Raw genomic sequence first — 21,928 nt, 5'->3', positions numbered from 1 at the left:
ATGTTTCAATTCGCTTTCTTCCATAAATTCTGGAATTTTTTATAGCCAAAATAAGTGTAAGGGTTCCAGTGACTTGGGATGAGTTCCAAGTTTTTACGCTCTTCAAAGTTTGAACAGAGTTGGCTTAATATTTCATTTAAACGATTAGGGCTGATTTTGGCAAACTTTTTCCGGGTTGTGGCAAAATAGAGATTATTACTCACCGGTACAACGAGCATTTTCCCCGCTGAATTAAAGGTTAAATGCCGTGTCGCAGTGCGGCAAATCGGGGCAAAAGAATTTTTAGGGTTAAGTGCGCATACAATGGCGTATTCGTAGCGGTCTAAATCGTGACCATCGTCATCTTTAGGTATATAAGTTACACCAAATCCTTGTGGAAAATGGCCAACCATTTGAATAAAGCTTTTGGTGTATTGGGCTGAAATAGACTTTATTTCTGCTGCTTTTTCTAATACGAGTGTTGCCTTAGGGAGATTTGCCAAGCTTGGATCTGGTTTGGTTGAAAATATCACAGAGGCATAAATTTGTGGAATTTTTAATAAGTGCCCTTCAACTTGTTTGGGTTTTATGGAGTCATTTAGCAGAATGGTGATAAATTTCTGTCGATGTATTTCTGTGGTATCAAATTGACTTTTTTCCTCTTTAGAATTGCCGTTATAGTTGCCCAGCCCAATACCATGCACCAAATAATCGAGGGTTTGTTGATAATTGATTTTTAACAACGACAATCGCTCTTCATTTTTAAGTACACGAAATTCATCCAAATCGCCGTTTTCTCCTTTTAATATGTGCTGAGCTTGCGGATGTTGTAGTCCGATATCTTGTATCAGCGCCGCAATAACAATCGGTATACAAACGTCATGTTGAAATTGACTTAATTGTAAGCCAGTCGCGCTGTACCGTTGTCCTAATGCCTGTTTTTGTAAAATGTAATTAGTCGCAATGTGGTTATCGACCAATAACTTATCTAACAAACGAAGAGCCAGAACAGCCTTGTAAACAGGCTTTAACTTTTGATGTTGAATGGCCAACTTACTGCCCTCGTGAGGCGACAATAATAGTAGTGTACCGAGTAGCTTAGCGCTGTTGGTCAGGGTTTCTTGCTGGTCACTGGCTTCGCTTAATAAAACTAGCGATTCACTGGTATGATATAAACTGTCATAACGCTTTTGTTTCTCTTGTTTTTGTTTTTGCTGTTCTTGTAAAAGTAAAGCCTGTGCTGCCTCAAGTTCAGTGCTGAGTTTTTGTCTATTGGTAAAGTTACCCTGTGCAAGTGCTGTTTGACTCGCTTGCACACTTAAGCTCAGTTTTTCTAGATTTTCCTTGTTGGTTTGATAGTGTTGGAAATAGTGTGATGCTTGTTCATACAGTGACGTTTGCAGTGAGCTGCGATTCACTATGCGTTTGACTAGGTTTGTTATTTCTTGGGTGTAGCTTGATTCAGCTATTTCGCCGTGCATGAAAACGTTACTTATCCACCAAGTCAATTCAGAACATCACCATAGTACAGTTTTGGATGAGAAGCTACCGAGGGAGCGGGGCAGTTACAATGATGTCGATTTTTTTAATTTGTTTCTAAAGACAGCAGTGCTTGTTGGCGTTCTTCTTCACTTAATATCCCCACGAAAGGGGTCTTTCGTCGATATTTTTTCATAAGAGGTGAATCTTCTAATACTGCTGCCACAAAGGTGTCTTTGTCGTTTACTTGCTCTAAAATACACTGCCAAGTTAAAAATGCGCCGTAGCGCAACGTGCCATTTTCTAATCGTTCTTCAAGGGTGACCTTTACTTGTTCGACTAGGCTTGGATTGTCGACTATTTTTTCTGCCATCGCCTTGTGCAAAATACTGATTTGTTGATCAACAAAGGAATGAGTAATACTTCCTCTGCGTAAGGGGCGTCTTGCTCTCATTGGTCACATACCTCGCTTATTCGCGCAGTAAAGGCGCTAACATAGACTCGAGTCCGTTGAGCTTGACCTCATACATTAATGCTAATTGTTGACCTAATTTACCTGCGGGAAATCCTTGTTTTTGAAACCAGACGAGATAAGGTTCAGGTAAATTAAGTAACTTTCGTCCTGCATATTTGCCAAACGGCATGGTTTGATTAATGGCTTCAATCAGTGCTTCATTATCCATCTTTAGCCTCTGTTTTACTGCTATTTTGTTGGGTATTCCACAAGTGAGCGTAGCGCCCTCCATGGGCCAGTAACTCGGAATGCGTCCCTTGTTCTATAATGCCGCCCTTGTGCATCACGACAATGTTGTCAGCATCGATGATAGTAGACAGGCGGTGAGCAATCACCAGGCTTGTATGACCATCAGCTATTTCTCGTAATGCTTGTAAAATCGATTGTTCAGATTGGCTATCTAGTGATGATGTGGCTTCATCAAATACTAAAATGGGGGGGCGCTTGAGTATGGTACGTGCAATAGCAACTCGCTGTTTTTCGCCACCAGAAAGCTTTAACCCTCGTTCGCCCACTTGGGTCTCTGTGCCAAGAGGCAGCGATTGAATAAAAGTCTGTAAATGCGCTAGTTTAATGGCTTCCTGTACTTCTTCATTACTTGCTTCTGGCCGTCCATAGCGGATGTTTTCAAAAATACTATCATTAAATAACACAGTATCTTGCGGCACGATCCCGATACTTTGGCGCAAAGAATGCTGGTTAACGTTTTTGATATTTTGTCCATCAATGTAAATCCCACCACTTTTAACATCGTAAAATCGAAAGAGTAATTTAACTAAGGTTGATTTACCCGCACCGCTTTCACCCACCACTGCGACTTTTTGACCGGGTTTGATGTCAAAGCTCACCTGTTTGAGTATCGCTCTGTCCTCATGGTAGTGGAAGCTAATCTGTTTAAACTCGATTTTACCCGCCGAGACGTTTAAGTGCGGTGCCGTTGTCGGTTCGCTTATATGCGGCACTTTGGCCAGTAAATCGAACAGGTTTTCTATGTTCGCTAACGAACTCCGGATTTCACGATAAACAAAACCTAGGAAATTTAGGGGCATAAAAATTTGCATGGTGAAGGCGTTAATCAATACAAAATCACCGATAGTCATTTGCTTGTGGGCTACTTGATATGCCGCCATGGCCATCATACTGGTCATCGCCAGTGCAATAATTGTTGCTTGTCCACCGTTTAGCGCAAATAACGACAAGCGGTTTTTTCGCCGAGCCCTTTCCCAATTCTCTAAATCGCTGTCGTAGCGGCTTGTTTCATAATGCTCATTATTAAAATACTTTACGGTTTCGTAATTAAGTAGGCTATCAATGGCTCTCGAACTGCTCTGAGAGTCAGCTTGATTCGCTTGGCGCACGTATTGTGTGCGCCAATCAGTCACTTTAAAGGAGAAACCTATGTAGACAATCACCGAAACTAAGATAATGAGTGCAAAGCTGATCCCATAGTTATAAAACAGGACACCGATAACAATGATAATTTCTAGCAGGGTAGGCACTATATTAAACACTAAAAAGCGCATTAAAAAACTGATGCCGCTGGTGCCGCGCTCCATGTCTCTGGAAAGCCCACCCGTTTGTCTATTTAAATGAAAATCTAAATCTAGGCGGTGTAAATGCTCAAATACCTGCAGCCCGAGTCGCCGCATTGCGCGCTCTGTCACACGGCCAAATAAGGTATCACGCACTTCACCTAGTAACACGTTTATGAGCCTGAATACTCCGTATGCAACAACTAAAGCAAAGGGCACCAAAATCAACTCTTGTTGAACGCTCGGGGTATTGAGTGCGTCAACCGTATGCTTCAACACAAAAGGTAAACCGATACTGGCGACTTTGGCTCCTACTAAGCACAGCAGGGCAAGCGCTACTCGTTGTCTAAATTCTAACAAATAAGGCCATAGCTGTTTAAATATACGCCAGTTGATGGGCCCTTCGTTAAAGTTTCTGCTGTGTCTTGAGGACATTTTTACCTTATGAGTGTAATCACTATATAGCGTTAAACGGATTGTTCTACGTGGATGACGCTGCGGTTTCGACCAGAATTTTTTGCTAGATAAAGCCCTTTATCTGCGAGGGTTATCGCATGGTTGATAGAGTCACTTTGGTTGACCTGATAAACACCCATGCTAACAGTGACGTTGAAGGGCCGACCGTTGTCGTAAAAGTGTTTTTCTGCGATGGTGGTACGCAGTTTTTCGGCAATAATAAACGCTTGCTGCTCGTTGGTTTCAGGCAACAAAAATAGATATTCCTCACCTCCCCAACGCGCCACATTATCATGTTGGCGTAGCGCCGTTTTGAACGTTTGCGCTATTTGTTCAATAACTTGGTCACCAATTTGATGTCCAGATTGGTCGTTGATTATTTTAAAATGATCAATGTCACACATGATTAAACTTAATTCTTTTTTATGGCGAATAGCGCGCGAAAATTCAGCCTCTAATACCTCCGACATACCTCTTCGGTTAAGTAAACCAGAAAGCAAATCAACTCGAGCCTGGTTTTCGAACTTGCGGCTAATTTGTAAACTTTGCTTGTAGGATTTTTGACGAGAATATTCGTAAAAAGCAAAAAGGAGGCTTACGGTGAGAAATGAGTAGAGTAGGCGCGACTTAAACTCAAAACTATAACTTGCCGCTAACAACGCATTGTTTGGATAAAACAACATAAAACTAATTGCTAAAATAAACAGACCAATGCTTCGGGTACCTTTACGTAGACCACCAAAAAATAACGCTACGGGTGGAACAATATAAATCCATAAGGGACCGGTTCCATGCACTCCCCCAGCGTAAATTAAATACACCATCAAAAGCATCAAAGAAATAGTGACTAAACTGCCAGATACTCGATAGGCATTTTTTAAACGTTTATTGACCAATATTAGGCGAGATGTGAAAAACAATGTAGAGGCAATCAATAAAACAGTAGCGAGCAGGTTGTCTTGCCGAATCACGGCGGCTAAGCCCATGATCAAGGTTAAGGTATAACCAATAAAACCAAATAAGTTGGCAACAAGAATTTGTTGGTTTTTTTCAGGATCGTTATTCCTATTGGTACCGGTATTCAGGTAATTTCTGATGAGCTGCTCTAACTTCATTATTGACGAGATTCTCTTTTAAATATCGAGTGTGCTGAGTTCTTGTTGAATTTGCTGAGCAACAAGTTGTAACAGGGCTCTTTGTTGCTCAACCGCATGAGTAAAGCCATCTTTACTAAGGGGAAGCTGGAAGAAAAAAGGCTGCTCTAACTCCTTTTCTGCCTTGGCAGATGTAATCCAAAACGCACCACTGACCAGCACTGTAGAACGATCAGTTGGATAAAAATGATCAATTTGTACATTTAGTTCCATCATATTTTGTTCTAATAAAGGCGAGTTGTATCCAATAATTTGCATGTGCTCGCTTTTATTAAGGTCAATCAACAGTACCTTAGCGATGGCTGCCTCTAATGATTCGGCCCACAAATCATGTCGAGAAAAATACATTTGGTTTTGATTGATTTGCATGCTCAAGCCTGATTGCTTGAGGTAGTCCGCCAACACAATTTTGTTCAGTCTCACCTTGATACTTTTATTTGCTTGGCTAGATGGGGCTGACACATTAGTTGGGACATAAAGCATATAATAATTTACTTTATTGACTGGCGCACTGCAGGCAATGAGGCTAAAAATGAACAGTAAAATTGTCATTTGGCGCATATTAATTGTTTCCTGTGGGTGAAGGTGCTTGGTCACGTTTGGCCGCCTTGGGCTCCAATCGTTGCTCTTCTATTCCGTCACCAAAAATTAAACTGTTGGGTTTGTTATTTAATTGCAATAAGAGTGGTTGCATATCATTTAAGGTATTTTGAATAGTGCGCAGGGTTTGATTCACTTCTTGGTAGTTCTCTGAACCCGCAGAGAAGTCTTTAGTCAACTGACTCAAACTATTTAAGGTCTCAGCTAATTGACTATTTAGTTTCTCGCCTTGAAAACTAGACACCAAATGGTCAAAATTTTCGCTGGTCTTTTTCAGTGATTCTGCGGTTTGGGTCATGTTGAGTAACATTGTATTGGTGTTATCAGCAATATTTTGCAGTTTTATTTGATTGATATTATCCAGTACAGCCGATATTTTTGCGGTGATTTGGGCAAATTCATTACTCACCGTGGGAATAACATCGTAGTTGAGTAAGGTACTTATTTTAGATGGTTTTTCATCTGGATAGTGCTGCAAGTCAACAAATAAGGCGCCTGTTAAAAAATTGCCCATTTTTAGGCTGGCGCGCAGTCCTTCAGACACCCACACTAAGGTCTGTTTCTTTACATAATCTAAACCCCTTTGATCGTCGGATTGCTGCACTCGACCAGGCTGGATACCGATAATGACCGGGATATCGAAGCTCTCTTCTAATAAATAGGCTTTATTTAACTCAGGAGGATTGATGGCTAATACTTTACCGATTTCTAAACCCCGATATTCAACGGGGGCACCGACATGTAATCCGCGCACGGTATCTTTAACTAAAATCACAAACTCGACACTTAACTTGTAACGCTGCTCCGAGGCCTCATCGTAATTACTATGAATATCAAAATTAGTGCGTTTTGAAATAATATCTCCAGACGGGATCCCTTCTGGCACACCAAAGGTGACCCCGTTAGTGAGTAAACTTTCTAAGCTGCCAGTGTCAAACTTCACCCCCCCTGCGTTTAACTGTACTGATATGCCACTGGTATCCCAAAACTTCGTATTTTCAGTGATAAGCTTGTGGTAAGGCGCGTTAATAAAGGTGTTGTAATACACAACTCGTTCTTCAAAATTAAAATAAGTGTCTTCGATTTCACCGACTTTTAAGCCTTTATAAATAACTGGGTCGCCCTCTTTATAGGCAAATTCTGCGTTACTATTAAGGGTGATGTGCAAGCCCGGTGTGCCAGCTGGAGTGACAGGTGGTGCTGATAAGGCGGAAAAGTGGGTACTTTTTTCCTGCTCTTCGCCAGGCGCCATATTAATATAAGGCCCTGACATAATTGTGCCTAAACCAGATATTCCATTAAGTGAGATACGCGGGGATACAATCCAAAACTGACTGTCTTTATGTAATAAGGACGCCACATTGGCGTTCATTCTGGCAGTGACTAATACGCCTTGCAGGTCGTCAGCGAGTTCTATTTTTTTGACTACACCGATGTCAACGCTGCGGGTTTTAATTTTGGTTTTACCCGCTTCTATTCCGGTCGCGTTAGGAAATGAAATAACAATTAGCGGCCCTTGGCTACTCCACTGATAGTAAACCATCCACATACCAATAAATAACGCCACCAAAGGAATAAACCAAATCTTGGAAACTCGCCTCACTGGTTTTACTTCGGCCACTTCCCTTGTAGAAGTATCGTTTTCGAGGTTTGAGTGATCACTCATTGTCTGATGGGTCCTTTTGCCAAATCAAGCGGGTATCAAATGACATGGCCGCCAGCATGGTAACAATGACGACGCCACAAAAAGCGATTACAGCGTGCCCTGGATGAATACTCATTACGTTTCCTAATTGAATTAAACTGACTAACACCGCCACTACAAATACATCAATCATAGACCAACGACCAATAAATTCGGTGAAGCGATACCATTTCATACGCTGAATAGTTAAGTCTTGATGAGCAAATTGCACGCTAAAGTTTAGCCAACATAAAATCACTATTTTAGCCACAGGTACCAGTACACTGGCAACAAAAATAATAAATGCAATGGGGTAAGAGCCTGATTGCCATAACAATACTACACCACCAATAATGGTACTGGGTTGCTCGTCGCCTAGAGTATCGGTAACCATGATAGGGAGCAAGTTGGCGGGAATGTACAATAGAATGGCTGTCAGAAGTAAGGCCCAAGTGGTTTGAATACTTTTTGATGCATCACTGTATTTTTTAGCTCTATTGGGTTTGCCTTGTATTTCGCTTCGTAACTGGTGTTCATCTAGGAAAAGCAACATCGCACTCATTGCTACAGTGAACAACAAAAAGGCATAAAACGACAAACCTATCCCCACATCGGCAAGTGAACTTATTTTTACGAGACTAACTAACACACCAACTAAAAATATTTCCGCCATTGCCCACGGTAAAATAGCAAAGATAAAGGTCACAAAATAGGATGCTTTGGGTAAAACAATGCCAAATTGCAAAGGCACCAGTATCAGGAGTAGTGACAGTAAAATACACGCAGGTAGCACAATAATGGCGCTGGCCATTATTAGGCCTAAAATTGCATAATCTTGGGCAAATAATAATTCGATACTGCTTAGTATATCTATTTGTTGGCTTTGCCCTCCCGCGCTAAAAGACAAAAACTTGAAGGGCAGGGCTATGAACAAAAATATTAACGCTGAAAACGCCAGTGCACAGACCCATTGCGTAGCATGTTCACGATAGGCCGTGAGGCGATAACCACAACGGGGGCAAATCGCTTTGTGTTTATTGGGCAAGTGCGGAATATCAATATGATATCCACATTCATGACATGTGATGGAAGTAAACGCTGAGGTTTGAGATTGACTCAATGTTGATAATCGTTGTTCACTCACATTGAATTCTTATTAGGATTTCCTGATAATCATGTTACCAATATTCATTGAGCTAAGCCAAGGGAAGCGTGGTGCTTTTATAAGTTTGATGTATTAAACAGAAAAACCTAAAGGTGATGCTGAAAAAGCCACCTGTCGGTGGCTTTAAAACAAGACTAATTGTTAGTAATTAGCGTTACCTGGAGTACGAGGGAAGGGGATTACGTCTCTAACGTTTTGCATGCCAGTCACGTAGGCCACTAAACGTTCAAAGCCAAGACCAAAACCAGAATGAGGCACTGTACCGTAGCGACGTAAATCACGATACCAAGCGTAATCTTCTTGGCTTAAGCCCATTTCTGCCAAGCGCGCATCAAATACATCTAAACGCTCCTCACGCTGTGAACCACCGATAATTTCACCAATGCCTGGGGCAAGAATATCCATGGCCGCCACTGTTTTACCATCGTCATTAATGCGCATGTAAAAGGCTTTAATATCTTTAGGATAATTTTGCATGATGATAGGTGCGCCAACATGTTCTTCAGCTAGATAACGCTCATGTTCTGAAGATAAATCCACCCCCCAAGACACCGGGAATTCGAATTTTTTACCGCAATTTTGCAGTATTTCGATAGCGTCAGTGTAATCCATTCGCACAAAATCTTGCTCAATAACTTGCTCTAATCGAGTCACTGCATCGGGTTTAATGCGCTCGGCAAAAAATGCCATATCATCGGCTCGCTCTGCAAGAACAGCTTTGAAAACATATTTAAGCATGTCTTCAGCAAGTTGAGCTACATCGGCTAATTCAGCAAAGGCCACTTCTGGCTCAATCATCCAAAACTCTGCAAGGTGTCTTGAAGTATTAGAGTTTTCGGCTCTGAAAGTGGGACCAAAGGTATACACCTTAGACATGGCGGTACAATAAGTTTCAACGTTTAACTGACCTGAAACCGTTAGAAAGGTTTCTTTACCAAAAAAGTCTTGGCTGAAGTCGATTTCGCCTTGCTCTGTCTTGGGTAAGTTCATCATATCCAAAGTCGATACTCTGAACATCTCACCCGCACCTTCGGTATCACTCGCGGTGAGGATTGGTGTACTTATCCAACAGTAACCCCGTTCGTGAAAAAAACGGTGAATAGCTTGAGATAGACAGTTTCTAACACGGGTTACTGCGCCCATCACATTGGTTCGTGGACGCAAATGAGCATGCTCTCGCAAATATTCCATGCTGTGTCTTTTGGGCGCCATCGGATACGTATCTGGATTTTCTACCCAGCCGATAATATCAATGCTATTTGCATCGATTTCTAGCGCTTGACCTTGTCCTTCAGACGCTTTTAAAACGCCGCTGGCGATAATAGAACAACTCGTTGTTAAGCGTTGAATATCTGCATAATTTTCTAAAGTATTCAAAGCAATAACTTGAATGGGATCGAAACAGCTTCCATCGTGCAAGGCAACAAAAGATAGGCCTGCTTTTGAATCACGACGAGTTCTAACCCATCCTTTTACTGTGACATGTTCGCCAACTGCGTATGTACCGGCAAATATATCTGCCACCGAGGCGTGCGCCATTTCTTCTTCTCCAAGCTGTGGGGATAATCCCTATTTATTAATATCAATTTACTATGACGCTTTTTCATCGCTAAAGCGTTAGCCTGCTAGGCTGACCAGATAGTTTAAAACGTCTATCAAGATGATGTACTCTTACCGAAACCAACATAAAACGCAGATGGCGAGTAATGGCCGTAAAATTACGTAAGTGAGCGTTTTAATTAAACGACTGACTTGGCTAAGTTAGCAAGGTGTGTAATCTTACTCAGCTAGCGCACAGACTCAAGAAAAATCGAAGTAGAGAAGGTATGCAACAGCAAAAAAATGATCGTAGGGGTGAAAAACAGGCGATGAATCGGCGTAAACAGCCTAGAGAGACTGATCGCTTGTTTAAATTCATGGTGGCAATCAATGTTATTGGTTGGCTGGTCTTCTTAGCTGCTTTAGTTGTGTTTCACTATGCTCGGCCAGAATTTATCTCAGGTGTTCAAGCTTTCTGGGGAGTGACAGGACGAGAGGAGTGGTCTTCGGCTTTGAGTCATTACCTTGTTGCCCTATTAATCATCTGTGTAGCGATCAGTTTGCTGGTTCTTATCATTAAGCGCAGACGCAATAGACGAGAAAACGACTATTACGGAATCAACGGCTATGTACTCATGTTTGCTGCCGCGAGTAGTTTAGTTATTTTATATTTTGAACTAAATAGTCAGTAAGGAAAATATGTGGTTTCAGGATACAGAATAAGCCACCAGTTTGAAGAGCAAAATATAAGAACCATTCATGGATTTTTAGCCACTTCATATTGGGCAAAAGGGATTCCGCTCAACACCTTACAAAAAGCCTTAAAAAAACTCCTTATGCTTTGGTGTGTTTACCGAGGCGGGAGAGCAAGTTGGTTTTGCTCGAGTGATTACTGATTACGCTACCTTTGCTTATTTAGCGGATGTATTTGTAGTCGAAAAACATCGAGGGCGAGGCTTAAGTGTTTGGCTGATGGACGAAATACATCGTCATCCCGATTTACAGGGTTTGAGGCGTATGTTGTTAGCTACCAGTGATGCTCATGGTTTATATCAACAATATGGTTATAACAGCCTCAGCAGTCCAAGTGTTTTTATGGAAATTTGGCAACCAGATGTGTACAAAAACCGACTGGGTTAAATGAAAATAATGGCTTATTAGGGCAGAGTATAGATGTTAGATAAATTTATTCAGTTAATTCAACTTGGCGCCGGTGATTTTGAACATTTCGATGCGAAGCAAATATACCTGCTTGACAATGTTCGTTGTTTACTGAAAGCGTGGGCCGCAAACGAAGTGCTGCAAAAGGCCGGACTCTACCATTTAGCGCACTCGCCTTTAGACGAACTCAATGACGAAGCGAGACATCATTTGTCTGAGCAAAGAGCAGCCCTTGCGAGTTTACTTAGTCCTGAAGTTGAAATCCTAATTTATTATTTTCATGTTTGCGATTATCAGCGCCTGTTTGATGAGCCTAAAGATAAAAAAAATGTCACGATATATGACCGATATTTGCAACAACATACTCAAGTTAATGAACGTTTGTTGAGCCAAGTATGTGAGTTAGCGACAGCTGTCGCGCTCGGGCAATTAAGCAACCAAAAAAAGGAATTGGATTGTATTACCCCATTTTTACAACAAATGGAGGAAAAAATGCACCCCTATTTAAGTCGAGGGGCTAAAAATAGGCTCAATCAGATACCTAAGCGCGTTTAGTGGGGCATTAGCCCTAGCGTTTAAAAGATGATTGTTAGCCATAATAACGTGGTTGAAAGAAGTCAATTGCTCAAAACACGAGGCTTTAGGCCTTCGACGCGATTTATTTGACGTTAGTGAATGAGCAAAGACTCAAACCTTGAGCAAAATTAAATAGGAAAAATAGATGTTAAATTTAACGCTCGAAAGAATAAATAAAGGCTTCATTTTAGTGGGCTTGTGTTGCTTAATTATTGGCTGTGGTGCCGATAATAGTGATACAAAAAGTCATAAAGTAGCTGCTAGTTCTCATCAATCGGCTGTTGCAATGCCTGATAGTTATAGTGCTGACGCCGCAAAAGCGATTTTGGATAAAGGCGGTAATGCGGTTGATGCCGCCATTGCTGCGCAATTTGTATTGGCAGTGACACTGCCTGAAGCCGGTAATATTGGTGGCGGTGGATTTATGTTGATTCATAAAGATGGCCTAAATGACTTTATTGATTATCGTGAAAAGGCGCCCTTAGCTGCGCATCGAGATATGTATTTAGATGAAAAAGGTGAGGTGATCCCCAATCAATCACTTATTGGTGTATTGGCATCCGGCGTGCCTGGCACCGTGGCGGGCATGTGGCTAGCCCACCAAAAGCACGGCTCTTTACCTTGGAGTGAGTTAGTTCAACCCGCTGTCGAATTGGCGGAGCATGGATTTGTGGTTCATCCGAAGTTAGGCGGGTATATTGAACGTCATATAAAACGTCTGGCTGAACAGGGCTTTGACGTCAATTTTAAAACTTACTTTGAAAAAGCTAAAGCGGGCGAGATATTCAAACAGGCCGAATTAGCAGCGACTTTACGTTTGATTCGGGATAAGGGACGAGACGGCTTTTATTTAGGTGAAACTGCTAGGTTAATCAGCGATTTCATGCAAAAAGAGAATGGCTTAATTAGTTTACAAGATCTGGCTCAGTATGAGGCTATCGCGCGCAAACCTATCATTGCAAATTGGCAGCAATACCAACTGCTCACTGCGCCACCGCCTAGCTCTGGTGGTGTTGCGATTATTCAGTGGTTAGAAATGTATGAAATATTAGCCAAAAAACACCCAAACTTAGTGCACAACTCAAGTGCTTATATTCATCTTTTAGCCGAGATTGGTAAACGGGTTTTTGCTGATAGAGCTGAGTATTTAGGCGACCCTGATTTTATTCAAGTTCCCCTGACTCGTTTGATTGATCCCAGTTATATGGAAAAACGCAGTATGGGTATTGTACCCAATGTCATCTCAGAAACAGAAAGTATTCAACCAGGTCTGAAGGAGAGTGAAGAAACCACGCATTTTTCTATCATAGATAGTTGGGGCAATGCGGTTTCTAATACCACTACAATTAATTTAGGTTTTGGCAATTCTGTGGTCGTTGAAGGGGCCGGCTTTTTATTGAATGACGAAATGGATGATTTTAGTGCGAAACCTGGGGTTGCCAATGTGTTTGGTGCCATAGGTGGCAGCGCTAACGAAATACAGCCGCAAAAGCGAATGCTTTCTTCTATGACGCCTACCATCGTCTTAAAAAATAATGATGTTGCCCTCGTCACGGGCTCACCAGGTGGAACCACTATTATTAGCTCGGTCTATGAGTCTATCCTCAATGCGTTAGTGTTTAATATGAGTGCGCAAGAGTCCGTCGACCGTCCTCGCTTTCACCATCAGTTGTTACCAAAAGATCAAATTCGTTATCATCCAGGGCTAGATCCTAGGGTAATTGCTGAGTTAGAAAAAATGGGTTATGTGTTGGATGAAAACCGGTTTGGTGACTTGCAGTTAATCATCAACCAAAATGGTAAAATTGATGCTGCTTCTGAATCAAGCGGGCGCGGGAAAGCGATGGTTTTTTAAACACGCTTAATTAACTAGGTTAGCTGTTTTAAATGACTCGCAAGGTTCGTCTGGGCCTTGCTTGTTTAATGCGTTTGCGGCCCTTGAGCCTGCTCACTGTTTCGTGACATATGACAAGCTTTCGACACACCTAACTTGAGGCTGTGAAGGAGCTAACACCTCAATACATGTTAATTTTACTGCTCTGGGTAATGTTTTTATTGGTATTACACAACAATAAATAACTATACTTGCGGTCTTAGCGAGAACGCTGTAGCAATAGGCACTAACAAAGTTAGTAAAAATAATAATTATAAACGTATGGTTGTTTTATTCATGTTTGAAAAAATCCCACAAAATGCATTGAGGTCTTTCAGTATTACTTTGTTGCTAGTCTTAGGGGGATTTCATCAAATAGTGAGGGCCGATGATATTGATGACTTCATCAAAAAATCACAAGTTAAGACCTATGATTGCCCGAAAAGTGAGGTTCTTCCACAACTCGATACTTTTCTAAATAGTATCAAAACTACTCATTCTCAATCAATTGCTTTACAAGTTATTAAAACTCAATCAATGATTTGTGTAGGCCAGCTTGAACAGGCTCAAAACGTGCTCGAAGACATAATACGTGATCCTGCCATTGATAAGTTGTCTTACAGCTATGCCAGCGCAATTTATCAAATGGGTTATATTTTTGAGGCACAAGATGATCCTAAACGCTGTGCTTATTACAAACAGGCTGAAGAGCTTGGGAAGGATAGTTTTAAAGATATAACACTGAGTTCTCAAATTGCGCAATTATCAGGATGCAGTGGAAATAAGCAAAGTATTGGTGAAAGGCTTGGTAAACTATTTGCGCTCCTTGAATCCCATGTGTTAACTAACGATAAAGAGGAAGTGGCACATATTCATAATGAAATTGGGTATCTGTTTGGAAAAATTGGTCAAAATGTATTGGCTGTAGAGCAATACCAAAAAGCTTATGATATAGGCTTAGATGTGTATGAAGAAAAAAACCAAGTAGCGCCTTTGATGAGTCTTATTAGTGCTTACATCGGTAGTGGTAATTTTAATGAAGCTAAATTGATGATTGATAAACTGGCCGAAGAGAATAAAAAAATCAATACGCCCCTGACCAATTCATGGTTATATTACTCATTAAGCCGGTATTACTATTTAACTGCCGACTATGCTCAAATGCGCGTCAATTTAGTTAAATGGCAAGCTTTTTTGCCTATGGTGACTAATAAACAAATGGACGATTTATTTGCATGGTATTCGGCTTTCATTTGCATGATAGATGACGATAGAGATTGTATTACACAATATCTTAGCGCGCGTGAAATTGAGGACGCCCAAGTATCAAACGCCCTATCAAACAACAAAGACTATCTGCGCTTTTTGGTAGAGGCTAATTTATATCTAGGTAATGTTCCTGCTTCCGAAAAAGTATTTCAACGCTATGCAGATAAATTGACCACTAAGTTAAATCAGCAACAAGCGTCTGGTCAAGTGCTTGGTGTTGCCAATTTGTACACAAAAATCAATATGTTAGAAGAGAATATCACGAAAATTCAACGAGAAAATATACAAACTATTGTGTTGGTGTGTTTACTAATAACCGTGATAGCTCTTTTGCTTTATTTGACACTAGGACGACATTACTTGCGTAAATTGGCGACCGATAGTCTTACAGGTTTACGTAATGAACAATCAGTACTCGGTGCTATCAAGCGAATAAGATCAGTTCAGCGGGACAAGGTCAATGCTATTGCAGTGTTTGACGTGACTAATTTTTCTGAAGTTAATGCGCAGTTTGGCTATTTAACGGCTGATACCTTATTAAAACGGGTGGCAGGATGTTTAAATCAAGTCACTCGTGAGAAAGACTTGTTAGGGCGACTTGGGACTGACCGCTTTATCGTGTGTTTAAAAAATATAGATGATGAAACGGCTCGAGTGTTGTTCGATCGAATTCAAAATAGTCTGACTGATATGGCTATCAATGCAGGTAGCGGTGAAAAAGTGAATATTCATTCTAGTATGAGCATGTATCTTTCTCAGGACGGATTGCAAGACATCGAACAGGTGCTCGAAGAAATGCGAATGTCTGCGCATTACAACAAGAGAGCATCGGCTTTGTGACGATGAGTCAACACCCAAAGGTGTGATTGTATGCAACCCATTATTGACCTTGAAGGTTTAAATTACTTTGGCAAGATTACTACTTGAGTTGAAATACTACGATGAGGCTGGTCGGGTAAAGCCATCAGCTATACTGTCTTGGTGTGCATTGTTTTTATGCCGCAGTATGTTTATTTTTGCCTTGTCGTTTATCCTGCAACAAAATAGCTCTGAATTGTTATCTTGGATCTACCCTGAAAAACGCTATTTATACCTCGCAATGTTGATTGCTGCTCCCGCGTTTAGTGCTTATCTGCTGCTGGCATTTCGTGAGTCATTGACTAAGCATGAGAGATACTGGCCACTACTACTTATTAAGCCTTTGCTATTGCTCAGCTGTTTCCTTGATATTGGCTTGCACTACTTTTTAGCTAAATCGCTTTATTGGCAGTTTTCATGGTCAATCGCATTGTCGTTTCTGATTAATGTGATGATTGGCTTTTATCTGTTTAAAGACCGGCATTTACGTTTGTTGGTGAGTGACTGGTCTAGACCAAATAGCCCTATAGAATAGGGCCATAACATTCGCCTTATAATGGCTTATTGCATCTTGTTGGCCACAGCCTGCTCAAAGTAACTCTTAATACTAATATCACTATCATTCACCAAACGTTGATAGCAAATTCCAGCAAAAGCATAGGTGTTTCCAGCATATTCAAGCACAACATAGGGTGCATCAGGATCACTGACATCGTAATTCCAATTACCACCGATTTTATGGCGGAAAATTTCGCCAACATAGGCGCCATAAATATTGCACAGTGTAAAAACAGCATTCTCTTCAAGGGCTTGATTTCGATAACGAGCTAACCAACCTAGTATGACTTCATCGACCAACTCTACACTTTGATCGCTTCCGTCTAGTTCAAGTTTAAATTCTTCTTGAGTGGTAATCACGGCATTTTGCGCACAATCAATCATAAGTTCTGTGAGTTCTTCTTGGCTCATTTGCATGTATATCTATCCTTTATGCTTGTGGTTCTGGTAGTTGTGAAGGACACTGACGTAAAGCAAGTATTTGCTGGTACAACATTTCCGTACCTGGTCCTATCTTGTCAGCACTTGGCACAACTAAATAAAAGGGGATCACCCTAAAACTACTGCCTTTAATGGCTAATTTCACTAATTTTCCTTGGCTAAGCGCTTCTCTGATGGTGAATTCTGGAAGCCAGCAAAAACCAATGCCTTGAGCCATGATATCAATTGCCGCGCCAAAGTCACTTACCGTCCAGCGCTGCTCTGACTTTAGCCATCCCTGTTTTTCTATCGGCAGTTTACCCGAATCTTTGATAACTAACTGTAGGTGTTGAGCTAATTCTCGAGGATCTATTTGATGGGGTAGTTTAGCCAGCTCATGCTCTGGATGGCAAACGGCATAAAAGTAGTGTTGGCAAAGAGGCTCACCTAAGTAGCCGCGAGGAATGGTGCCGGAAATAACCAAATCAGCCCATTTTTCGGTTATCGCTTCTTCGGTGCCGGTTAACACGGTATTAATTATTTTAAGGCGACTACCACGGCTATATTTGTGAAAGTCGACTAAGGCAGGATAAAGATATTCTCTTGGAAAGGCGAGCTCTACGGCTAAGGTAATCTCAGGCTCCCAGTTTTGATTAATGTTGGTCGCCAGTTCTTCTAATTCTTGAATATTTTGCGTGAGAAGTCTGGCTCGTCTTAGCATGACCTCCCCAGCTTCAGTTAAGTGTGCCTTACGCCCGATTACTTCAAGTAGTTCGACGCCGAGTTGGTCTTGAAGTTTTGTAACCGCATGATTAAGCGAGGATTGGCTTTTGTTTAATTTTGCTGCCGCATGAGCATAACCCCCGTAGTCAACTACTGCTTGTAAAATTCGCCATTGCTCAATCGTTGTTTTTGCGCGATACATAGTTGTTTCTATTTTTTCGAATAATAACTTTTTGCTATTGTGACCTGAAGTGTGCAACAACGCCAGAGTGATCTGAGATCCGCCTCACTCGTAGTACAACGAAATATAATGATACTGACTATTATGAATTATCGATCGTGGTTACCCTTATCTGCACTATGTATATTGGCTTTATTCAGTGCTTTAATAGAATTCAACATAATTCCGCCCGGTTTAGCCTTACTCGAAAAACTGCAATCTCAATTTAGTGATTATTTTTACCTGCTCATCGGTTTGATTATCTTACTTGAATCGATTGTCTACGTTGGTTTTTATTTTCCTGGTCAATTTTTTGCTGTGGTCCTAGTGGTGATGGCTAAACCTCAATGGCAAGACATTGTATTTTTGACCTTAGCAATGGTCATTGCAGCAACAGTGGGCTCTTTGCTTAATTTTTTGCTAGGGCGCCGCCTAGCGAAATATAATCAAACATCGGCAAAATTAAAAATAAAGTCCTTACTAATTGCCATGATACACATCAATTCGCTGGCATTTTTTATGTTTTCTCAAGGCGGCCAGAGGCAGAGTATGAAGGTTGTCTTATTAGCTGGTTTGCTAAACCTACCTTACTACTTACTGCTCATCTTTGTGACGAGTTTGTTAAGTGAAGAAGTCATGTTGTTGGCCGAAAATACATGGCTTTTGGCAGGGGCGATATTGCTATGGTTGGCCGTCACAGTAGTGTTGGATATCCGTAAATATAAGGATGAGAAAACGCCATAATCAATTTGTCCACAACACTGTCAGGTTTTATGGCAAATGGGCTTTTGCTATTAATTTTTCAATTACTCTGGCTGCAGCAACAAATCCGAAGGTGCCGGTGACTGCTACAGATGCACCAAAGCCTGTATTACAATCTAACTTTACGCTTCCGTCTGACAAACTTTTAGTCGCGCAAACAGAGCCGTCTTTTTGTGGATAGCGCAGTTGCTCAGTTGAATAAACGCAATCAATGCCAAAACGTCTTTTACTGTTGGCGGTAAAATTATGAAAGCGGCGTAGATAGGAGCGAAGTTTGGCTGCAAGAGGGTCTTGAATTGTTTTACTTAGGTCAGTAACGGCTATTTGGGTTGGATCTATCTGGCCGCCAGCCCCACCAATAGTGATGATTGGAATTTTATTCCGTTTGCAATACACAATCATACTGGCTTTGGCTTTAATACTGTCTGTGGCATCAACCACATAATCAAAGCCTTTATTAAACATTTCGGCTACGTTTTCTGGGGTGACAAAATCTTCTATTGCGTTAACTATACAATCGGGATTAATGTCGAGAATACGCTTTTTCATCTCATCGACTTTAGCCAAGCCGACAGTAGAATGCATCGCATGTATTTGGCGATTGGTATTGGTTACACAAAGATCGTCTAAATCAATAAGTGTAAGCTGCCCTAAAGCTGTGCGGGCCAATGCTTCTGCTACCCAACAACCCACGCCGCCAATACCCACAACACAAACATGAGATTTAGCCAGTACTGCTGTTTGATTAATACCGTAAAGGCGCTCAGTGCCACCAAATCGCTGTTTTATTTGCTGCATAAAGAATCATTTAAATCGAATAATGGAAGATTATACCAGTGTTCGGGATTAATTTTGACTGACTGAAGCAATTTAAAAGCATAAATCTGACGAAAAACATTCGAATTAATAGATCTATCAATTCATAAATCTGAGATTTTATTCATTTACTAAACGTGGTGTTATGCGGCATCGATTTTAAGCACTAGTTCAGAGGTTAACCCAGTGAAGCATTCCAAGCAGATAAAACAAATCGTTCGAGGTTTAGCTACTCAAGACGGGGCAGGGGTAACATTAACACGAATCATAGGTCAGCCTGCCTTACCGCGACTCGACCCCTTTTTGCTGTTAGATGAATTTGGTTCAGATAAACCACAAGATTATTTAGCAGGTTTTCCCGAGCACCCACATCGCGGTTTTCAAACCGTCACTTACATGTTAGCCGGTAAAATGGAACATAAGGATTCTGTCGGCAACACGGGCTTAATCGAAACCGGCGGTATTCAATGGATGAATGCCGGACGGGGGATCATTCATTCCGAAATGCCGAAACAAACGGAAGGCTTGATGCGTGGTTTTCAACTTTGGGTGAATCTACCAGCAAAAGACAAAATGTCTGCGCCTAATTATCAAGATATTAAGGCCGCGGACGTCCCTGTGGTTAATATCTCTGAAGGGCTAAAGATTAAGGTATTGGTTGGAGAGTTTGACGGTGTAATAGGGCCTGTTTCAGCGCAAGCGGTAAGTCCTTTGTTTCTAGATTGTGTTTTTGAAAAAAAGCAAGCTGTCGTTATTCCTCGAGAGGAACAGCAATACTTCTTTGTATATTGTTATGAGGGAGAAGTTGAAGTTGGCAATGAAAAAATCATCAAGGGCCAATTAGCCGTGTTAGAAAGTCAATCGACTATCGAATTAGGTGGGGAAGCAGGTGCTCAATGCATCGTTGTTGGAGCATTTCCCATTAATGAGCCCGTGGCTCAATATGGTCCATTTGTGATGAATACGGAGCATGAAATTCAACAAGCTTTTGAGGATTATCAAAAGGGACGCTTTGTTTGATGGTATTTGCTCTTTTTATCGCTAAATAGCGTTTTAGTTTCAGCGATGTGTTGAATAAGGTCACTAGCTTTAATACCATTCACACAGAGAAATTTTGCCATGTTGACAGTGGTAGATAACATAACTGAAAAAGGAACGTTTAATGAAACCTGTTGTACTTGCTGGTGGGAGTGGTAGCCGTTTATGGCCTAAGTCGCGTGCTGCCTTGCCAAAACAATTTTTACGCTTAACTTGTGAACTCACCATGTTGCAGGACACCATTAAACGCTTGAATGGAACTCAAATTGCCGATCCCATAGTGATCTGCAATGAAGCTCACCGTTTTTTGGTTGCAGAGCAACTGCGACAAGAAGATATCAAGCACGGAGGCATTTTACTTGAGCCGGTGGGTCGGAATACGGCGCCTGCGATTGCCCTTGCCGCTTTACATGCTTCATTGGCTGGCGAAGATCCGACCCTGTTGGTTTTGGCTGCAGATCATTTAATTGGTAACAAGGCTGAATTTCACAAGGCTATCGAGCAAGCAGAGAAACTTGCTGAGCAAGGAAAATTAGTAACCTTTGGCATCGTGCCAGACAGTGCCCATACTGGCTATGGGTACATTAAGCGCGGTCGCGAAGTTTCAGCTCAAGAAGTCGGCTTCGAAGTGGCTCAGTTTGTTGAAAAACCCAATTTAACGACTGCACAGGCATATGTTGATTCAGGTGAATATTACTGGAATAGCGGTATGTTTATGTTCAAGGCGAGTCGTTATTTACAAGAACTTGAGAAATATGCGCCGGACATGCTGGCGATTTGTAAAAGAGCCATTGCCTCTGAATCACCTGATTTAGAGTTTGTTAGACTAGATGCCGAAATTTTCTCTACGTGTCCCGACGATTCGATCGACTATGCCGTGATGGAAAAAACCGATTCAGCTTGTGTAGTGCCGCTTGATGCTGGTTGGAGTGATGTTGGCAGTTGGTCTTCTTTGTGGGAAACCGCACAGCAAAAAGACAGTAATAACAATGTGGTAATCGGTGATGCCATACTAGACGGTGTGCACAACAGTTATATTAATTCTGAACAACGATTAATTTCGGTCGTTGGACTTGATGATGTGGTTGTGGTTGAAACTAAAGATGCAGTGTTAGTCGCCCACAAAGATAAGGTGCAGGATATTAAGAATGTGGTTAATCAATTAAAGGCTGAAAAACGTCCAGAATTTGAATTTCACCGCGAAGTATTCCGTCCTTGGGGCAGTTACGACTCCATTGATAATGGGGCTCGATTCCAAGTAAAACGTATCACCGTCAAGCCGGGTGAAAAATTGTCGGTACAAATGCATCACCATCGTGCAGAGCACTGGATTGTAGTTGCCGGTACCGCGAAAGTCACCAACGGTGAGCAAACCTTATTACTCTCTGAAAATCAATCGACTTATATTCCTATTGGTGTGATTCATGCTCTTGAAAACCCAGGTAAAATTCCACTTGAGTTAATTGAAGTACAATCAGGTACTTACTTAGGTGAAGACGATATTGTGCGTTTTTCTGACCGCTATGGTCGAGTAGAGAGTAAATAAGGATCG

At 41.4% G+C, this 21,928-nt stretch carries 21 protein-coding genes; 9 read left to right on the top strand and 12 right to left on the bottom strand.

All coding sequences use genetic code 11. The features are described 5' to 3' along the window. Nucleotides 1–5: 5 nt before the first annotated feature. The 9 genes from NWQ57_RS16070 to asnS form a co-directional block, all read right to left on the bottom strand. Nucleotides 6–1,460, bottom strand: a complete 1,455-nt coding sequence (locus NWQ57_RS16070; RefSeq protein ID WP_306023178.1) for a hypothetical protein — start codon at nt 1,458–1,460, stop codon at nt 6–8. A 104-nt stretch (nt 1,461–1,564) separates the two neighbouring features. Continuing rightward, a complete protein-coding gene (locus NWQ57_RS16065; RefSeq protein WP_306023177.1) occupies nt 1,565–1,912 on the bottom strand; it encodes a hypothetical protein in 348 nt (115 codons plus the stop codon). A gap of 16 nt (nt 1,913–1,928) precedes the next feature. After that, nucleotides 1,929–2,141, bottom strand: a complete 213-nt coding sequence (locus tag NWQ57_RS16060) for a DUF3820 family protein (RefSeq protein WP_306023176.1) — start codon at nt 2,139–2,141, stop codon at nt 1,929–1,931. After that, nucleotides 2,134–3,939: an ABC transporter ATP-binding protein/permease gene (locus NWQ57_RS16055; RefSeq protein WP_306023175.1), complete on the bottom strand. Its 1,806-nt coding sequence runs from the start codon at nt 3,937–3,939 to the stop codon at nt 2,134–2,136. The genes NWQ57_RS16060 and NWQ57_RS16055 overlap by 8 nt, the downstream gene beginning before the upstream one ends. Before the next feature lie 32 nt (nt 3,940–3,971). Beyond that, nucleotides 3,972–5,075 (bottom strand): GGDEF domain-containing protein, encoded by a 1,104-nt coding sequence (locus NWQ57_RS16050; protein WP_306023174.1) that lies wholly within the window; start codon nt 5,073–5,075, stop codon nt 3,972–3,974. An 18-nt stretch (nt 5,076–5,093) separates the two neighbouring features. Beyond that, nucleotides 5,094–5,675, bottom strand: a complete 582-nt coding sequence (locus NWQ57_RS16045; RefSeq protein ID WP_306023173.1) for a membrane integrity-associated transporter subunit PqiC — start codon at nt 5,673–5,675, stop codon at nt 5,094–5,096. A 1-nt stretch (nt 5,676) separates the two neighbouring features. Beyond that, nucleotides 5,677–7,380 carry an intermembrane transport protein PqiB gene (gene pqiB, locus NWQ57_RS16040; protein WP_306023172.1) on the bottom strand — a complete coding sequence of 568 codons (1,704 nt, stop codon included), beginning with the start codon at nt 7,378–7,380 and terminating at the stop codon, nt 5,677–5,679. Further along, nucleotides 7,373–8,542, bottom strand: coding sequence for a paraquat-inducible protein A (locus NWQ57_RS16035; RefSeq protein ID WP_306023171.1), 1,170 nt, complete (start codon nt 8,540–8,542; stop codon nt 7,373–7,375). Before NWQ57_RS16035 ends, pqiB begins: the two co-directional genes overlap by 8 nt. Nucleotides 8,543–8,704: 162 nt before the next feature. Beyond that, a complete protein-coding gene (gene asnS, locus NWQ57_RS16030; protein ID WP_306023170.1) occupies nt 8,705–10,102 on the bottom strand; it encodes an asparagine--tRNA ligase in 1,398 nt (465 codons plus the stop codon). 287 nt (nt 10,103–10,389) lie between these two features. On the opposite strand from asnS, the gene NWQ57_RS16025 reads away from it, so the two are divergent. From NWQ57_RS16025 to NWQ57_RS16000, 6 genes are all read left to right on the top strand, one after another. Beyond that, entirely contained in the window at nt 10,390–10,794 is a 405-nt protein-coding gene (locus NWQ57_RS16025; protein ID WP_306023169.1) for a hypothetical protein, read from the top strand. Between the two features lie 154 nt (nt 10,795–10,948). Beyond that, on the top strand, nt 10,949–11,242 hold the full coding sequence (locus tag NWQ57_RS16020) for a GNAT family N-acetyltransferase (protein ID WP_306023168.1): 294 nt from the start codon (nt 10,949–10,951) through the stop codon (nt 11,240–11,242). Nucleotides 11,243–11,275: 33 nt separating this feature from the next. After that, nucleotides 11,276–11,818, top strand: a complete 543-nt coding sequence (locus tag NWQ57_RS16015; protein WP_306023167.1) for a DUF6817 domain-containing protein — start codon at nt 11,276–11,278, stop codon at nt 11,816–11,818. Between the two features lie 166 nt (nt 11,819–11,984). Continuing rightward, nucleotides 11,985–13,694 carry a gamma-glutamyltransferase gene (gene ggt, locus NWQ57_RS16010; protein ID WP_306023166.1) on the top strand — a complete coding sequence of 570 codons (1,710 nt, stop codon included), beginning with the start codon at nt 11,985–11,987 and terminating at the stop codon, nt 13,692–13,694. A 315-nt stretch (nt 13,695–14,009) separates the two neighbouring features. Next, entirely contained in the window at nt 14,010–15,821 is a 1,812-nt protein-coding gene (locus NWQ57_RS16005) for a GGDEF domain-containing protein (protein ID WP_306023165.1), read from the top strand. A gap of 67 nt (nt 15,822–15,888) precedes the next feature. Continuing rightward, the gene (locus tag NWQ57_RS16000) at nt 15,889–16,374 is read left to right on the top strand and encodes a DUF2919 family protein (protein ID WP_306023164.1); all 486 of its coding nucleotides are present in this window, start codon (nt 15,889–15,891) and stop codon (nt 16,372–16,374) included. A 26-nt stretch (nt 16,375–16,400) separates the two neighbouring features. Here NWQ57_RS16000 and NWQ57_RS15995 read toward each other — a convergent pair whose 3' ends face one another. Both NWQ57_RS15995 and NWQ57_RS15990 read right to left on the bottom strand, forming a co-directional pair. Next, a complete protein-coding gene (locus tag NWQ57_RS15995; RefSeq protein WP_306023163.1) occupies nt 16,401–16,814 on the bottom strand; it encodes a hypothetical protein in 414 nt (137 codons plus the stop codon). A 13-nt stretch (nt 16,815–16,827) separates the two neighbouring features. Continuing rightward, nucleotides 16,828–17,742: a LysR family transcriptional regulator gene (locus NWQ57_RS15990; RefSeq protein WP_306023162.1), complete on the bottom strand. Its 915-nt coding sequence runs from the start codon at nt 17,740–17,742 to the stop codon at nt 16,828–16,830. A gap of 123 nt (nt 17,743–17,865) precedes the next feature. Between NWQ57_RS15990 and NWQ57_RS15985 the strand changes: the two genes are divergently transcribed. Then, nucleotides 17,866–18,504: a hypothetical protein gene (locus NWQ57_RS15985; protein ID WP_306023179.1), complete on the top strand. Its 639-nt coding sequence runs from the start codon at nt 17,866–17,868 to the stop codon at nt 18,502–18,504. Between the two features lie 27 nt (nt 18,505–18,531). Here NWQ57_RS15985 and tcdA read toward each other — a convergent pair whose 3' ends face one another. Continuing rightward, nucleotides 18,532–19,320, bottom strand: a complete 789-nt coding sequence (tcdA, locus tag NWQ57_RS15980) for a tRNA cyclic N6-threonylcarbamoyladenosine(37) synthase TcdA (RefSeq protein ID WP_306023161.1) — start codon at nt 19,318–19,320, stop codon at nt 18,532–18,534. 204 nt (nt 19,321–19,524) lie between these two features. Here tcdA and NWQ57_RS15975 point away from each other — a divergent pair, with 204 nt between their 5' ends. Next, nucleotides 19,525–20,358, top strand: coding sequence for a pirin family protein (locus tag NWQ57_RS15975; RefSeq protein ID WP_306023160.1), 834 nt, complete (start codon nt 19,525–19,527; stop codon nt 20,356–20,358). A gap of 142 nt (nt 20,359–20,500) precedes the next feature. After that, the gene (locus NWQ57_RS15970) at nt 20,501–21,922 is read left to right on the top strand and encodes a mannose-1-phosphate guanylyltransferase/mannose-6-phosphate isomerase (RefSeq protein ID WP_306023159.1); all 1,422 of its coding nucleotides are present in this window, start codon (nt 20,501–20,503) and stop codon (nt 21,920–21,922) included. The last annotated feature ends 6 nt before the right edge of the window (nt 21,923–21,928 follow it).

The organism is Paraglaciecola sp. (genome assembly GCF_030730205.1).
Classification (GTDB): domain Bacteria; phylum Pseudomonadota; class Gammaproteobacteria; order Enterobacterales; family Alteromonadaceae; genus Paraglaciecola.
Note: the sequence above shows the minus strand (reverse complement) of the source record. Positions and strands in the feature narration are given on the sequence as shown.

Coding starts and splice junctions, on each gene's coding strand:
- NWQ57_RS16070 (WP_306023178.1), bottom strand. CDS start 1,460: ATGCACGGCGAAATAGCTGAATCAAGCTACACCCAAGAAATAACAAAC.
- NWQ57_RS16065 (WP_306023177.1), bottom strand. CDS start 1,912: ATGAGAGCAAGACGCCCCTTACGCAGAGGAAGTATTACTCATTCCTTT.
- NWQ57_RS16060 (WP_306023176.1), bottom strand. CDS start 2,141: ATGGATAATGAAGCACTGATTGAAGCCATTAATCAAACCATGCCGTTT.
- NWQ57_RS16055 (WP_306023175.1), bottom strand. CDS start 3,939: ATGTCCTCAAGACACAGCAGAAACTTTAACGAAGGGCCCATCAACTGG.
- NWQ57_RS16050 (WP_306023174.1), bottom strand. CDS start 5,075: ATGAAGTTAGAGCAGCTCATCAGAAATTACCTGAATACCGGTACCAAT.
- NWQ57_RS16045 (WP_306023173.1), bottom strand. CDS start 5,675: ATGCGCCAAATGACAATTTTACTGTTCATTTTTAGCCTCATTGCCTGC.
- pqiB (WP_306023172.1), bottom strand. CDS start 7,380: ATGAGTGATCACTCAAACCTCGAAAACGATACTTCTACAAGGGAAGTG.
- asnS (WP_306023170.1), bottom strand. CDS start 10,102: ATGGCGCACGCCTCGGTGGCAGATATATTTGCCGGTACATACGCAGTT.
- NWQ57_RS16025 (WP_306023169.1), top strand. CDS start 10,390: ATGCAACAGCAAAAAAATGATCGTAGGGGTGAAAAACAGGCGATGAAT.
- NWQ57_RS16015 (WP_306023167.1), top strand. CDS start 11,276: ATGTTAGATAAATTTATTCAGTTAATTCAACTTGGCGCCGGTGATTTT.
- ggt (WP_306023166.1), top strand. CDS start 11,985: ATGTTAAATTTAACGCTCGAAAGAATAAATAAAGGCTTCATTTTAGTG.
- NWQ57_RS16005 (WP_306023165.1), top strand. CDS start 14,010: ATGTTTGAAAAAATCCCACAAAATGCATTGAGGTCTTTCAGTATTACT.
- NWQ57_RS15995 (WP_306023163.1), bottom strand. CDS start 16,814: ATGCAAATGAGCCAAGAAGAACTCACAGAACTTATGATTGATTGTGCG.
- NWQ57_RS15990 (WP_306023162.1), bottom strand. CDS start 17,742: ATGTATCGCGCAAAAACAACGATTGAGCAATGGCGAATTTTACAAGCA.
- NWQ57_RS15985 (WP_306023179.1), top strand. CDS start 17,866: ATGAATTATCGATCGTGGTTACCCTTATCTGCACTATGTATATTGGCT.
- tcdA (WP_306023161.1), bottom strand. CDS start 19,320: ATGCAGCAAATAAAACAGCGATTTGGTGGCACTGAGCGCCTTTACGGT.
- NWQ57_RS15970 (WP_306023159.1), top strand. CDS start 20,501: ATGAAACCTGTTGTACTTGCTGGTGGGAGTGGTAGCCGTTTATGGCCT.